The sequence below is a fragment of the Xiashengella succiniciproducens genome (assembly GCF_023674465.1).
GTDB classification, from domain to species: Bacteria; Bacteroidota; Bacteroidia; order Bacteroidales; family Marinilabiliaceae; genus Geofilum; species Geofilum succiniciproducens.
On record NZ_CP098400.1, the window covers coordinates 1,314,138 to 1,328,436 of the forward strand.

Annotated in this window: 8 protein-coding genes and 2 tRNA genes; 5 read left to right on the forward strand and 5 right to left on the reverse strand. The window is 48.5% G+C overall.

Going from position 1 to position 14,299, the window contains the following annotated elements; genetic code table 11:
• The first annotated feature begins 12 nt into the window (after nucleotides 1–12).
• A complete protein-coding gene (locus M9189_RS05505; RefSeq protein WP_250725242.1) occupies nucleotides 13–2,187 on the forward strand; it encodes a trypsin-like peptidase domain-containing protein in 2,175 nt (724 codons plus the stop codon).
• Between the two features lie 56 nt (nucleotides 2,188–2,243).
• Here the strand turns inward: M9189_RS05505 and M9189_RS05510 are convergent, their stop codons facing one another.
• Genes M9189_RS05510 through M9189_RS05520 form a run of 3 tightly spaced genes read right to left on the reverse strand, consistent with a single transcriptional unit; the run spans nucleotide 2,244 to nucleotide 6,433 of the window.
• Nucleotides 2,244–3,233, reverse strand: a complete 990-nt coding sequence (locus M9189_RS05510) for a DUF4465 domain-containing protein (protein ID WP_250725244.1) — start codon at nucleotides 3,231–3,233, stop codon at nucleotides 2,244–2,246.
• A 3-nt stretch (nucleotides 3,234–3,236) separates the two neighbouring features.
• Nucleotides 3,237–4,661, reverse strand: coding sequence for a redoxin domain-containing protein (locus tag M9189_RS05515; RefSeq protein WP_250725246.1), 1,425 nt, complete (start codon nucleotides 4,659–4,661; stop codon nucleotides 3,237–3,239).
• The gene (locus tag M9189_RS05520) at nucleotides 4,658–6,433 is read right to left on the reverse strand and encodes an aminopeptidase P family protein (RefSeq protein WP_250725248.1); all 1,776 of its coding nucleotides are present in this window, start codon (nucleotides 6,431–6,433) and stop codon (nucleotides 4,658–4,660) included. The genes M9189_RS05515 and M9189_RS05520 overlap by 4 nt, the downstream gene beginning before the upstream one ends.
• A 109-nt stretch (nucleotides 6,434–6,542) precedes the next feature.
• Here M9189_RS05520 and M9189_RS05525 point away from each other — a divergent pair, with 109 nt between their 5' ends.
• Nucleotides 6,543–8,594 carry a TonB-dependent receptor plug domain-containing protein gene (locus tag M9189_RS05525; RefSeq protein WP_250725250.1) on the forward strand — a complete coding sequence of 684 codons (2,052 nt, stop codon included), beginning with the start codon at nucleotides 6,543–6,545 and terminating at the stop codon, nucleotides 8,592–8,594.
• Between the two features lie 85 nt (nucleotides 8,595–8,679).
• On the opposite strand, the gene M9189_RS05530 is transcribed toward M9189_RS05525, so the two are convergent.
• A complete protein-coding gene (locus tag M9189_RS05530) occupies nucleotides 8,680–10,134 on the reverse strand; it encodes a glycoside hydrolase family 16 protein (RefSeq protein WP_250725252.1) in 1,455 nt (484 codons plus the stop codon).
• A 212-nt stretch (nucleotides 10,135–10,346) separates the two neighbouring features.
• Between M9189_RS05530 and M9189_RS05535 the strand changes: the two genes are divergently transcribed.
• From M9189_RS05535 to M9189_RS05545, 3 genes are all read left to right on the forward strand, one after another.
• Nucleotides 10,347–10,431: transfer RNA gene (locus M9189_RS05535), tRNA-Leu, on the forward strand.
• 8 nt (nucleotides 10,432–10,439) lie between these two features.
• Nucleotides 10,440–10,527 (forward strand) — tRNA-Ser (locus tag M9189_RS05540).
• A gap of 209 nt (nucleotides 10,528–10,736) precedes the next feature.
• The gene (locus M9189_RS05545; RefSeq protein ID WP_250725253.1) at nucleotides 10,737–12,392 is read left to right on the forward strand and encodes a putative transporter; all 1,656 of its coding nucleotides are present in this window, start codon (nucleotides 10,737–10,739) and stop codon (nucleotides 12,390–12,392) included.
• A gap of 30 nt (nucleotides 12,393–12,422) precedes the next feature.
• On the opposite strand, the gene M9189_RS05550 is transcribed toward M9189_RS05545, so the two are convergent.
• Entirely contained in the window at nucleotides 12,423–14,267 is a 1,845-nt protein-coding gene (locus M9189_RS05550; protein WP_250725255.1) for a TonB-dependent receptor, read from the reverse strand.
• Between the last annotated feature and the right edge of the window lie 32 nt (nucleotides 14,268–14,299).

Consider the following 14,299-nt stretch of genomic DNA (forward strand, 5'->3'; position numbering starts at 1 on the left):
ATTCAATTGCTGATGAATGTGTTTAAGGGTGGCCTGATACTGGGTCTTGTAGTGCTCGGTCTGGGTTCCGCAGATATCTCGGCTCAGTTGAGCCACGGCGGCAGTCCTGCTGCATGGCCGGTGGTGGATGTGTATGATAGTGGGGCAGAGGTGATTGAGTTGCCGGGTATTCCTAAATCTGCTACTCTAAATTTGGGCATGGAGGAGAAGTCTGCATCGCAGCCTCTTCGCTTTGCTCACCCTTTCTTTGTCAGCTATTCGCCCGACAACTCTGGTTCATGGCAATGCAACGATGACGGCTCACGCACCTGGCATCTGGCTATCAAATCCCTCGGTGCTTATTCTATCAACCTGATATTCGACCGTTTTGTACTTCACGAGGGTAACTCAGTATTTATCTATACTCCTGACCAGAGTGCAGTTCTGGGTGCCCTGACATATCAGAACAATAATCCTGAGGGTATCCTGGCTACTGCACCTATACCGGGGGATGAGATTATCGTCGAACTGAATATTGAGGCAGGGGCTGAGGAACCTGAACTGCTTATTGGGGCTATCAATCACGACTACCTGAATATCTTCAAGGTGCTGGAGGATGATCTTAAGACCAGCCGTATGGGTTACAGTAGTGCCTGCCATCCCGAGATGAGCTGCGAAGCTGACGAACTGCGACTTACAAACGGGCAGGCTGTGGCAAGGCTGATTACTGATGGTACTGAATTGTGCTCAGGTACGCTTGTCAACAACACTCTCCTAGACGGCAAACCATACTTCCTTACTGCTTCGCACTGCCTCAAAGGGCCTAATTCTCATGTGGCATCGGTGTTTACATTCAACTATGCGGTACCTCACTGCCAGAATAATATCGAGGGAGCTTTTCTGCAAACAACTTCGGGATCTTTTATCAGGGCAAGGGCTGCTGACCTGGACTTTGTGCTTCTAGAGATGTATGAAATGCCTGCTCCGGAATACAGACCCTACTGGGCCGGCTGGTCACGTACTACTGCACCTGAGGCTCCGGTCTATACTATCCATCACCCCCAGGGGGATGTTAAAAAGATCAGTTACTCGGATAATGCTCCTACAAATGCTACTTTCAGCTACTCCGGGATGGTTAGTAACGCTCACTGGCTGGTTGGCCGCTGGGATCGTGGTGCAACGCAGGGTGGTTCCTCTGGTGGTGGTCTCTTTGATGCCTCAGGACGCCTTATCGGTGGACTGAGCGGGGGTTCGGCGACCTGCGCTAATCCTGTGAGTGATTATTTTTTCAGGCTCAACAAGGCATGGAATTACTATCCCGAACCGGAAAAACAGCTTGCTGCATGGCTGGCACCTGTCGAATCAAATGCGATGGCCATAGATGGCTTTGACTACTACAGCGAGACTGTCAAACGCTACAGTAACTTCACTCCGAGTGATGAGGTCGGACTCTTTAACCTGCAAGGGGGAAGTGGTTACTACTCGGGACATAACTCCCGTGGCGATCGTGCCTTTGCTGAGCATTTTGGTTTCTTCTCAAAGGCTACTTTGCACGGCTTCTATATCCTACCTGCCAGTACTGCGGCACTGCAAACCTACAATGTGAATATAAAGGTGTGGGGAGGAACTAATGCCCCGGAAGTGGAGCTCTGGTCAATGAATAATGTGGATGCCCGTGCTCTTCGTATCAACCGGGAATATGTGGTTATGCTGGACAGTCCGCTTGCTCTCAACGGCAATATCTGGGTGGGTGTGGAACTGCAATATCCCTCTGATGGGGAGGATTTTGCTCTGTATCAGACGGCCTTTCGTACCGAAAGGCCTGATAATGCCTGGGTGAGAGGTGCTGATAATATCTGGCGCAAACTTAGCGATACTGGCTCTGGTGCAGGTAGTGCTTCTTTTATGATTGATGTGCTGCTGTCGGGTGTGGAACTAATTGATACTTCGGATGTTATTATCGATAAGGGCAATTTTAGGATAAGCCCAAACCCGGCTCGTGGTACTATAGATCTATATATTTACGATCTGTCTGGAACTGCCAGGGTGGACGCTTTTACTCTCTCAGGCAAGCTTGCTTCAAGCAAGAATGTGATGCTTAACAATGGAAGGGGAATAATGGATATTTCAGGTCTCGCCCCTGGTGTTTATATTATCCGCGTCGAAATAGAGGGCAAGAAGTACACAGGGAAATTGTCTGTGATATAAAGAAAAAGGGTATCACTCAGATGCGTGATACCCTCAATGTTGCTTAACCTTAAACTTTATTCCGTAATTTTTACCGAATTAAGACAGAACCACTGAGGTGTCAGTGTTTTGCCCTGATCGTCAACTTTTGATGAGGTCAAAGCAAACTCAACCCTGTTGACAAGTCCCAGTGATGAGAGGTCAACGGTGGTCCAGTCTCCTATTATATAGTTCTTCTTCTTGTTTTCAAACCTGTAGTCGGCAAGGTAAAAGTCCACAGTCCCGGTTTCCTGACCAAGGTCGTCATAGCCTGTGATTGTAAGCAGGAACCAGTCATGGGGTTCGCCAGTGCTCTCATCGCCAAAGCGGCTTACTTCATCATTGCCGTTACGCATTACAAGATAACCGTAGCTGGTATTGGTCACGCTGATGGTGCTGATACGATGCAGCTGGTCATCCTCAAAGTAAAAGCCAAGTGCTTCTTCGCCCTGGCGAAACAGCATAAAGGTGCTGTCCTTGGCAACTGGGGCAAAAGCACTGTGTGGGGAAGGGTTGGGGTCGCTGACTGAGTTGCTCTTGAGGTTGCTGAGTCCAAAGCCCCGCCACTGGTTCTGAGAGGGTGCAATAGTGGGGAAGATCAATCCCTTGGAATAAAAGCCATCGGGATGATTGGTGCCGCTAATGCCCAGATCAAAGCTGTCCTTGGATAGCTTAAACTCACTAAAGTCAACCCTGATAATGGTGGAGACGGGTACCCGGAGGGTGTCCAAGCCAATATGGTTGCTTACTACAAAGGTGTATAGCTTCTTGCCCAGCGCGGTTGAAATATGGATGATTTCCTTTTCCTCGGAGATTAATTCACCATCAAGAAACCATTCGTATTTAGCATTGACCTCGTAGGTAATCCTTGGCGAAAGCACCAGGGTGTCATTGATCTCAAGCTCGTAGCCTCCTTCAGGCATCTTTATATAAGCACCGGGCGCTTTCAGCTCTTCCTGGCTCTCCTCGCATGAGCCAAGGCACAGGGCACAGAGCGCCATCGCAGTATATCCAAGTGTTTTAAGCATAGCCTATTTATTACTTAGCACGTAATCCAGAAAGCCCGGCATCTGATCCACATCCAGCTTCTTTGCAATTATCTTCTTTTCCCTGTCAAGGATAAAGATTGTGGGGGTGGACTTAATGTCGTAATAATCCCGGAAGTGAGTCTGGTGATAGGGATCATAGACATTGATCCAGTCGTAGAGCTCGTGCTCGTTGATAAAGTTGGTCCACTCGTCCCTGTCAGCCATTGTGTAGACTGCAAAGACCTGTACGCCCTTGCTGCGGTAAGGCTCGAAGACCTCACGGTAGAGCTTGGGTATCTCCTTCTTGCAGTGACCACAGGATGGCTCGAAAAAGGCAACTATAGTTATCTCGGCATTCAGTTCGTTAAGGCTGTATATCTGCCCTTCGATGCTTTCCATCCTCATCTCATGAGCCTTGTTGCCTATCAATGTGGGTTTGATCTCCCTTACACGGGTCTCAAGCTTGTCGAGAAATTCCTGATCAGCCCAGGTGGCTTCACCCGAAAGATAGTACTTCTCGGCAAAGGCTACCATGGCTGCATCCATGCCCATGATCTTGCTCTCGTTGGCTCGGTTGAACATAAACTGAACCAGAAAACGGAACATCTCCTCGTTGCCTCGTGCCATCTCGATAAGTCTCACGCCCTCCTTGACTACTGAGTCTGGCACCTGAATTACAAGTTTGTCGATAAAGGTTTCCAGTTTCTGGGCAAAGTAAGGCGTGCGCAGAAAACGCTCATCCTGTAAGTCAATGTTGTCAAAGAAGTGCTTTTTATAGTAATGGTAGGTCATGGCCTGAATCACTGAGTCGGGATTTGCAGTGCCTTCGGCTACCTCAAAGTCGGGTATGTCGGGATCCTGCAGGCCCTTGAGAAACTTAGCATAGAAGGTTCCCTGATTAAGGCTGATCTCTTTGTTCATATAAGCACTTACCTCATTGCCTAAGGCTTCTGCCTCAGCCCTCAGCTTTGCCTTGGCCTCCTCATCGTTGCCTGCACTTGCAAGTTCTTTCTGTATGCGGTCGTAGTTCTTGTGCTGCTTGTCGATAAACTGCTGATAGCCCAGAAAGAGCTCCGACTCCCTGGCACCGCTGATGCTCAGGTTGCCTACCAGATCCATGGTGTCGGTTCTTAGAGCAAAATGCTGCTCGTCAGATACCAGCACATCGAAGTACTTGCCATTGGGCAGATAGAATAGGTAGAGTCCTCCCGGAAGGGCTTCCTCATCTTTGAAAATTGCCAGTCCTGCAGCATCCGTCCTCACGGTGTCGCGGACATACATCTTGCTGTTGAAGTAATAGCCCAGGATAATGTCCTGATTGGGAAATTCCTTAACTGTCAGTTTGATTTCATGTCCGGTGGCTGCCATTGCAGCGATTGCATTGGCTGATAATAGGGCAGCCAGCAAAAAGAGCTTCACTTTCCTCATAGTTCTGTCGTCTTCTCTTTCAACCAGTTTAGGTGTTCTTCATCCAATTTTGGTGCCAGGCTGTCGTAAACCTGCCTATGATAATTATTTAGCCAGTTGATTTCTTCTTCTGTCAACATGGTCTTGTCTATCAATGTCTTGTCGATAGGGCAAAGGGTCATGGTCTCAAATTCAAGATAAGTTCCAAACTCAGTCTCCTTGCTGACCTTGGCCAGGATAAGGTTTTCGATACGGATACCATAGTGCCCGGTACGGTAAAGACCCGGTTCGTTGGAACATACCATGCCCGGCTCTATCACGAAGCTATTGTCAGGGCGTATGCTTTGCGGTCCTTCGTGTACGTTGAGGAAGTAACCTATACCGTGACCTGTTCCGTGACCGTAATTAAGACCTTCTCTCCACATTGCCTGACGCGCATAGACATCGAGCTGAACACCACGAGTGCCGTGAGGTACGATGGCCCTTGCCAGGGAGATATGTCCCTTGAGCACAAGGGTGTAGTCCCTGCGTGCCTGTTCGGGGAAAGGCCCTAGTGCCACAGTACGTGTGATATCGGTGGTACCTGTGTGATACTGTCCTCCAGAGTCAACAAGGTAGAGTCCCTCGGGCTTGAGTTGTACGTCGGACTCAGTACTAACGCTGTAGTGTACGATGGCCCCGTGACCTGCATACCCTGAAATGGTGCGGAAGGATTCACCCACAAAGCCCGGCTGTTCGGCTCTGAAAGCCTTGAGTCTGGCTGCTGCAGATATCTCGCTGATCTTACCACCTGGTACGTTGTCTTCGATCCATTTGAGGAACTTGACCATGGCAACGCCGTCATTGACAAGGGTCTGCTTGATATTAGCAATTTCTGTCTCGTTCTTCCTTGCCTTGAGGGCTGCTATATAGCTGAGTCCTTCGATCTTGTTGCTCTTGGGAGAGAGGATGGAGTAAACCGTGGAGTTGATCCTGTCGGGGTCAAGCATCACGGTGGCCTCGTCGGGTATCTCTCTGACGTGCGATTCGAAGTTCTCGTATAACGAAACTCTTATATCGTCGGCATCGAGCTTGCGGGCTATCTGTGCCGTGAGTTTGTGAGGGTTGATAAAGAGCTTGACAAAGGAGTGCTCAACTATCATAAAGGCGTGGAAGACGGGGTTGAAAGCCACGTCGTTGCCCCTCATATTGAGCAGCCAGGCTATCTCGTCAAGAGCCCCGGTGATATAATGGCTGACGCCGTCACGCTTCATCAGCTTGCGTACTAAGTCAAGCTTTTCGGTACGTGAGGCACCTGCCAGCTTGTCGTCATGCAGATACACCGTGTTCTCAGGCAGAGCGGGACGGTTTTCCCAGCTGTCCTCAGCAAGTGAGAGGTTGGCGTCAACTCTGATCTGACTACTGCGAAGCTCACGGGTAAGCTTGCGCAGAAAGCTTACCGATACTGTCTGACCGTTGATGGCCACACGACTGCCGGGCATCAGCACTTCGCACAGCCACTCAGTGATCGAGGGCACACCTTTTTCGCCATCCCTGAAGAGCTGTATGCAATGCAGGTCAAGCTCCTCTTCGGCCTGAAGGTAGTAACGCGAGTCGGTCCAAAGGCCGGCCTCTTCCATTGTTACAACTACGGTGCCTGCCGAACCGGTAAAGCCGCTGATCCATTCCCGTACTTTCCAATGTTCTGAAGGATATTCACTCAGGTGCGGATCGCCCGACGGGATGATGCACGCGTCAACACCTATTTCGCTCATCTTGTTGCGTAAGTCAACCAGTCTGTCAGAAGTATGCATTATTCTATGTTTTAAGTTCAAATGTAGTGATTTTACAGGAGCTACCGGTCCTTTAATGCTATATTTGCATCTTATTAACCGTTTAATTTATCATTAAAAATTTCAATTTATGAAAAAAAGACAATTTAGTTTGAAGGGTTCCGGCCTTTGTTTTAAAAAGTGGTCGGGCGACAAGTGGGCCGTGTTTAACACACTGCACAGAGAAATCAAAATCGGCATTCTGGCTGCTGTTTACTTTACTACCCTGGGCTATCACCAGACACTGGCAAATACTGAGTCTGATTCAATAAGCTCAAAAATAACCCTCAACGAAATACAGGTTTCGGGGAAGCGTGCTCCAGGAATATACCAGGAAACGGGCCGACAGATCGCTGTGATATCGCGTGAGCAAATAGAAAAACTCCCCGCCCAGAGCATCCAGGGCTTACTCCGTACAGCCCTGGGGGTGGACATCCGCGAGAGGGGACCGCTCGGTATGCAGGCCGACATCAGCATGCGTGGGGGATCCTTCGACCAGGTGATGATACTGCTCAACGGAATCAATGTGACGGACCCCCAGACGGGTCACTACGGACTCAACCTACCTGTTGACCTGGCAAGCGTGGAAAGGATAGAGATACTGAGGGGACCTGCTGCCAGGGTGCATGGACCCAACGCCTTCGACGGGGCAATAAACTTCGTCACTAAATCAGGCTCGGAAAACAAGGTGTCGGCACAGCTTACAGCCGGGGATCACGGACTATACAACCTGCATGCGGGACTGAGCCACCGCAAAGGGGCCTTCGGAAATTACTTCTCGGCTCAGAAGGGCGCAAGTGACGGCTATATTGACAATACGGACTTTGATATTCTCAACCTTTACTACCGTGGTCAGGTGACACGCGAACAGTCGAAGTTTTCCCTCCAGCTTGGCTACAACGACAAGAGCTACGGCGCCAATTCATTCTACTCTGCAAGCTATCCAAACCAGTTTGATGCCAACCGCACTCTCTTTGCTGCTGCTTCGATGGAGAGCAGCGGACTGATTCGCATCCGTTCTGATGTCTATTGGCGTAGGCATCACGACCGCTTTGAGTTGTTTCGCAACTACATAGGGGCTGCCTCATGGTACACGGGGCACAACTACCACCTGAGCGAAACGGCAGGGGCAAGCCTTAACGCAACAACATCCTGGAGCCTGGGAACTACCTCACTGGGTGCCGAACTACGCAGTGAGAGCATCTGGAGCAATGTGCTGGGCCTACCCATGGACAAGCCTCTTGACGTGCCCGGTGAAAATGAGGGGCAGTTTACCCGCAGTTTCAACCGAACAAACTTCTCAGTATTTGCCGAACACAATATATACTTTGGTCGCTTTGACCTGTCGGGCGGGGTGCTGATCAACCGCCATTCAAACAGCGGCTATGGGGTGGACTGGTATCCCGGCATAGACCTGAGCTACAGGCTTACTACACTGCTCAAATGGACTGCCTCGTACAACAGGTCCCTGCGCATGCCAACCTTTACCGATTTGTTTTATTCAGGTCCCACCAACGTGGGCAATCCCAACCTGAAACCTGAGAGGGCTGAGACCTACGAGACTACCTTCAGACTGCGCAATGAGACCTACAGCGCAAGCGTGGGAGGCTTTTACCGTATTGGACGTGACCTGATAGACTGGGGGCGCATTCCCGGTGAGACAGTCTATACCACTTCGAATATCAACCGTGTGGAGGCTTTGGGAACTGAAGCGGCTGCCGACCTGCTGCTGAGTGAGCTGATTCCGGGACAGACCTTGCTGAGGTCTCTGTCGGTCAACTACAGCTATGTGTGGCAGGACAAGGTGTCGGATGAGGGCTATGAGTCCTACTACGTGCTCGACCACCTCAGACAGAAGCTGAATATCAGCCTTATACATGGTCTGGGACTGCCCAATGTGGAGTTAAACTGGAACATACAGTATCGTGACCGTGCAGGGTATTATACAAAGTCGGATGGCACAAGGGTTGATCATACACCTTTCTGGCTGACCGACCTCAGGGTGAGCTGGAATAAGGGCAACTACGGCCTTTATGCTGAGGCATCCAACCTCTTTGATGCCACTTATTCAGACCTTAGCGAACTCCGTCAGCCAGGCTTGTGGCTGAAACTTGGTGCGAGGATAGAACTCAAAATTTTATAGAATATAGCCTAAATATTAACTGATTAACAATGAGCAAGAGGTTGCCCTTAATTGGACAACCTCTTCCCCTTATAAACCTAGCTACTTAAGCCTGAACAGCTTCGTAGCACCTAACCCAATCAATTTCCATTGTAGCAGGTAATGTTCCTGCTGCCGGTTCTTCCGGCAATATTGTACAGAAGCTCAGGTACATTGCTTCATTTGGGATATGCTTTGTTTCCCTTGCAACTTCATGACCGTTGATCTTCCAAATGATTGCTTCAGGACTCCACTCACATGTGTAAATATAAAACTCATTTTTGAAAGTTGCACCATTTACCTTGTGAGTTCGTTTTGCCAATTCCTTGCCCTCGTTCATATAGACACCGCACTCGATATTGTCACCTTTCTTGTAGGCAGTCTTGACGATATCGATATGAGGGGTAATCTTCTCACCGGCCATCCAGAAGGCGCTAACGGCAGGGTAGGTGGCGCTGAACCTGACCTTGGCCATAAACTTGCCGTACTTTTGACGGAAGCTGCGACCTGTTGAGATAAGTCCTGAGGTATAGTTAAACTGATGGGGGATAAAGCCCATAGTAAGATCCCAGACTTTGCCCCTGGCTTCTTCCTGGCGGGTAGTGATACGAGCCATACTTTCCCTCAATTCGATATTACGTTCGGTAAAAAACTGCTTTTCACTAGCTGGAACGTAATTTTCGTTGATCAAGGCCTTGCCCCAGTAATATCCTGTCATCCACCTGCCGGTATCGAGAGATATTGCGTCGAAGTTTTCCTCAAAAGTCAGCTTCCACTTCTTGATATCGGTGAATGGGTTCTTTTTCTCTTTCTCAAAGAACCATTTGATTTCTTCGTTCTTCTGAAGCAGTTTGAACTCATTGATCAGGCGGGCTTCCTCAGACTTTTCGAAGCGCTTACGGTCTTCCATAAAGGCCTTGTGGTCCTGGAATTCCTGAGACTTAATGGTGTTTTCAAGTTCGAAAAAACCTTTCAGTCGTTCGCTATCCTCCAGTTTGATGACAGTCTTGTACTCCTGTCTGGAGGCCGTGGAGTTGTAAAACTTAATATCAGCCTGTTTGGAAAGAGTCTTGAATGTCCTGAATTTTGCATAGGCATCAGAAGTTTTGAAGTCCTTATGTGCCTTGGCTGCGATAAACTCGGTCGAATTGATGTAGTTTTTGAGTTCGATATACTCCTTATATGATGAAGAAGCCTCGATCTGCCTCATGCGTTCGAGTTTGCCACTCTTCAGATATTTGAAATAGCTTTTGATGTCGGAAGACGATCTTAGAGCCTTGTACTGGTTGAGCTGGTGCCACTGGGGTGTATCCTTGTAGCGTAATGTCTTGAGCTCTCTAACCTTCTTTTCAAATTCACCTGAGTGGATCAGTGCATCGAGTTCACGATAACGCCTGAGCAGTTCGGAATTCTCGAAAGCGGTGAATCTCTCGTAATCTGCCTGGGTTTTATCGAGCCAGGCCTCGTATTTCTTGGTCGAGGGAAACTTACTGCCTATCTGAATACCAAATATTGTTGCCATTGTTAGTTAGTTTTTGAGCTCTTGAAAGGTTACATCAATACGCAAGTATACCGGTTTCGGTTATATTTTTCTTAGAAAAATACGAAATTTTAATTTGTGTTTAAAGCTAACGTGCCGAAAGTCAGGCTTATTTTCCAAAACAAAATTTTTTTCTGTACGGGGGCTGTAAGAGTATCTTTAATTTTATATATTTGCACCGCAAAATTTATTTTGCCCAGATGGTGAAATTGGTAGACACGCCAGCTTGAGGGGCTGGTGCCGGTTAACGGCGTGCAAGTTCGAGTCTTGTTCTGGGCACTTCCCAAGGAGAGTTGGCCGAGTGGTCTAAGGCGCACGCCTGGAAAGTGTGTAAACCTCAAAAGGGTTTCGAGAGTTCGAATCTCTCACTCTCCGCAAAACCGGTTTGGGAAAACCGGTTTTATTTTACCCCACATTCTGAGACAGATAATCAATAGTAAACTCCACACCGCTGTTTTTTTTCAGGGCACTTGATTTTTTGGGTTCCACACAGGTGTGATTCGTTTTTTTGTACTTTTGTTCCTGCTTTTTCATAATATTCCTCTATATTGCCCAATTGGGCTAACTGCTTAATATGTAATGCAATGGATTTTTTGCTGAGCTTGTTTAAGGGGACTGGAATTGCTACAACCATTTTGTTTATCAGTTTGACTGCCTTCGTAGGTGTCTTGCTTGGAAAGATTACTATCAAAAATGTAAAGTTGGGAGTAGCAGGGGTCTTGTTTTCCGGGTTGTTCTTTGCGCACTTTGGCGCAAAGGTTGACGCACACGTCCTTCATTTTGTGAGGGAATTCGGACTTATCCTTTTTGTTTACAGTATCGGTGTTGAAGTGGGACCGCGTTTTGTCAACTCATTCCGTAATGACGGACTGAAGCTCAACATGCTGGCGCTTAGTGTGGTGCTACTGGGCTTTATTACAGCCTTTGCGATACACATGATTGGCGGCGTGGATCCTGCCGTGGTTACCGGTATCATGAGTGGTGCCGTTACTAATACTCCGGGGCTTGGCGCTGCTCAGCAGGCGCTTATCGAAAGTGGTAAGCCGGATGATGCTGCTATTGCAGGTATGGGTTATGCTGTTGCATACCCCTTCGGTGTGATAGGTATTATCCTGACTATGTTGCTTGTACGCTGGATATTCCGCATAAAAATTGATAAGGAAGTAAACGAGTACAATGCGCAGATTACAAAGAATCAACAAAAGCTTGAAGGCGTTGAGGTTGCTGTTACAAATCCAAACCTCTTCGGTCAGAAACTAAGTTACCTGAAAAACTTTGTGGATAAGGAGCTGGTTATCTCTCGTATTGAGAGGGGAGGGGACTTTTTTATACCAACGGATGATTCGACACTTGAGAAGGGCGATGTGATATACGGTGTTTCCGCAATCAATCATATAGACAACCTGAAGATAAAGATTGGTGAGGTTACCATCGGACAGAAAAGGGAGATTTCGGGATCACTGGCTATGTTCCATGTGCTGGTAACCAACCGTAAACTGGCAGGTAAGACTATCGAACAAATTGGTATCTACCGAAGGTATGAGGCAAATATCACGCGTATCTTCAGATCGGGGATGGAGATTCTGCCTACACTTGATACCACTGTTGAGTTTGGTGATACCGTGAGGGTAGTGGGTAAGCGTGAACTGCTTCCTGAGGTGCGCCATGAGTTGGGTAACTCTGTCAAAGAACTGGCTCACCCCAACGTGATACCTTTGTTTATGGGTATCTTCCTCGGTGTGATCCTTGGAAGTATTCCAATCTTTCTGCCAGGACTACCTGCTCCTGCGAAGCTGGGCCTGGCCGGTGGTCCGCTGCTGATTGCTATCCTGCTTGGGCATAAGGGTCGTATCGGTTCGCTCGACTTTTACATGACTCCGGGTGCGAATATGATGCTTAAGGAGCTGGGTATTATTCTCTTCCTGTGCTGCGTCGGGCTGTCGTCTGGTGGGCAGTTTGTTGAGACCCTCAGCAAGGGTGGCTCAGCATGGCTGCTCTATGGTGCGCTTATAACTTTTGTGCCGATCTTTATCGTGTCGCTGGTTGCGAGGTTTATGAAGCTCAACTACCTTAAGATATGCGGTGTAATCTCAGGTGCTATGACTGATCCGCCGGCTCTTGAATATGCCAACAGCATTGCGCCTGTTTACGCTCAGGCCAGTGCCTACGCAACTGTTTATCCGCTGACTATGTTCCTCAGAATCTTACTGGCGCAAACGCTGATTTTGCTGACGCTGTAGTGGCTGTTTTCATCGCACCTGTAGTCGTCACTAGAATGAGTAGGAGAGCGTCAGGAAGAAATTACGGGGTTGGCTGCTTTCATTCCTCATCCGGACCTGAAGGAAGATACCGCCAGGTGCTTCGGCTTCAAGGCTGAGGTTTAGCATGGATGCCGGCTGGCCGGGCAGAGTCTTGCCTGAGTAGTCTGTCTCATCCTGAATAAAGTGCTTGAACCTGTTGCTCATCCATGTGTGAGAGGCTGCAAGTGTCACATTTATGCGATCCTTACTGTAGGGAAGTATATATAGTCTCAGGTCAGTCTCCAATCCTCTATGCTTTGTCTTTCCAGCATTCTCTCCATAGAAGATATCCTCGGCATCCCTACGGGTCATAAGCATATTTCTTACATTGATGCTGTAAACTGTAAGGTTGAGCTGTAACCTGTCATGCCAGAAGGTGCCACGCAGTCCACCGTCAATTGTAATACCTTCTTCAGGCTTTAGATCACGGTTGATGCCCCCATCAGGCAGCAGGGCCTCTTCGGGTGATGGTGCTGAAAAGCCATGCCCTGCCGAGGCATAGAGGTACATGGTGGTGCTTAATCTTTGATTAAGTCCAACACGTGGTGACAAGATCCATGGGTAATTATGACTTTCCTCCTCCAGATGACCTATTTCCTCGCTACGGCTAAAGAAAAGACGATGGACGTTTACCCCTCCTGTAACCACAGTAGTTGGAGTAAGACGATAATCTGCATGTACCTGAAAGTTTATAAAATGCCTTTTCTCACTGTTGTTGCTCTGGAGTTGGCCTTTCTTACCGTCAACGATCTCGAATATCTTCCACTTATAATGTTCATCAAAATACTCTAACCCTGCCATCACTGATGTCCTTCCCTTTTGTAACACAAGCTTAGCTCTCATACCAATTATGTTAGTCAATTCATCGAGAATATTAAAAGGTCTGGTCTCATAAGCATCAGTACTCATACCGTATAACACAAGGGTATTACTTAGGCTTTCTGTGATATCAGATTTGAGCGAGAGCCCTCCCTGCCACTTGTCGTACTGTCTGTGTCCCCTCATTGCGAGCCAGTTTGCTGCCGCCTTTTGGGGTGTGTTGCGGTAGGAGTTGAGGTCTACCGAACTCGGGATATAGGCCAATAGGTCGGTGTATCCGGCCAACAGGGAGAGTGAATGTATGCCAGATGTCAGTCGTCCATGAAGCAGGATATTACTGCGGTTGTATTCTGAGTTTTCCCTGTAACCATCACTGCGGCTGTCTGCTATTGATACCTGCAAAAAACTGTTTTCCTTACGATAGGAGAGAGTCCCAGTGTTCTTAAAGGTGCCGAAAGAGCCTAATCCTGAAAGTACAGATGCTCTGAAGTCCAGGCCTGGGATCTGTGGACTGAAGATAAGGACACCGCCCATTCCGGGGCCGTAGACTGCAGATGAGGGACCTCGGACTACCTCGACACGGTCAACCAGACTAAGTTCCAAATCCCCTACAGTGGTCGCTCCGTCACCGGATGTGAGAGGTATCTCATCAAACCAGGCCTTGACCCGGTTGGATGCATACGGGGTGCGTGTGCCCACACCCCGTATCGTAATACGGGATGTGTTGGGTGCTCCGCTCTGCATCTGGAGTCCGGGAACCTGCTCAAGGGGTGCTCTTAGATCTAGGTACCCGTCTTTTGCCAGACTATGATTAGTTATGGCCGAGACACTGGCACCGGTGATTCCGGGCTGTCTGCTTACCGGGGAGGATGTCACCGTAATCTCTTCCAATTCACCGGATAGTATTATTTCATTCTGCAGCGAATCCGATGGTACCTGAGCTACCAGGCTCACCATTCCAGTCGCAAGTAGCCCTACCAAAAAGTATATTCTCATTCCAGGTTCTTTCAATATTTTACCCGGGCTTA

Coding starts and splice junctions, on each gene's coding strand:
- M9189_RS05505 (WP_250725242.1), top strand. CDS start 13: ATGAATGTGTTTAAGGGTGGCCTGATACTGGGTCTTGTAGTGCTCGGT.
- M9189_RS05510 (WP_250725244.1), bottom strand. CDS start 3,233: ATGCTTAAAACACTTGGATATACTGCGATGGCGCTCTGTGCCCTGTGC.
- M9189_RS05515 (WP_250725246.1), bottom strand. CDS start 4,661: ATGAGGAAAGTGAAGCTCTTTTTGCTGGCTGCCCTATTATCAGCCAAT.
- M9189_RS05520 (WP_250725248.1), bottom strand. CDS start 6,433: ATGCATACTTCTGACAGACTGGTTGACTTACGCAACAAGATGAGCGAA.
- M9189_RS05525 (WP_250725250.1), top strand. CDS start 6,543: ATGAAAAAAAGACAATTTAGTTTGAAGGGTTCCGGCCTTTGTTTTAAA.
- M9189_RS05530 (WP_250725252.1), bottom strand. CDS start 10,134: ATGGCAACAATATTTGGTATTCAGATAGGCAGTAAGTTTCCCTCGACC.
- M9189_RS05545 (WP_250725253.1), top strand. CDS start 10,737: ATGGATTTTTTGCTGAGCTTGTTTAAGGGGACTGGAATTGCTACAACC.
- M9189_RS05550 (WP_250725255.1), bottom strand. CDS start 14,267: ATGAGAATATACTTTTTGGTAGGGCTACTTGCGACTGGAATGGTGAGC.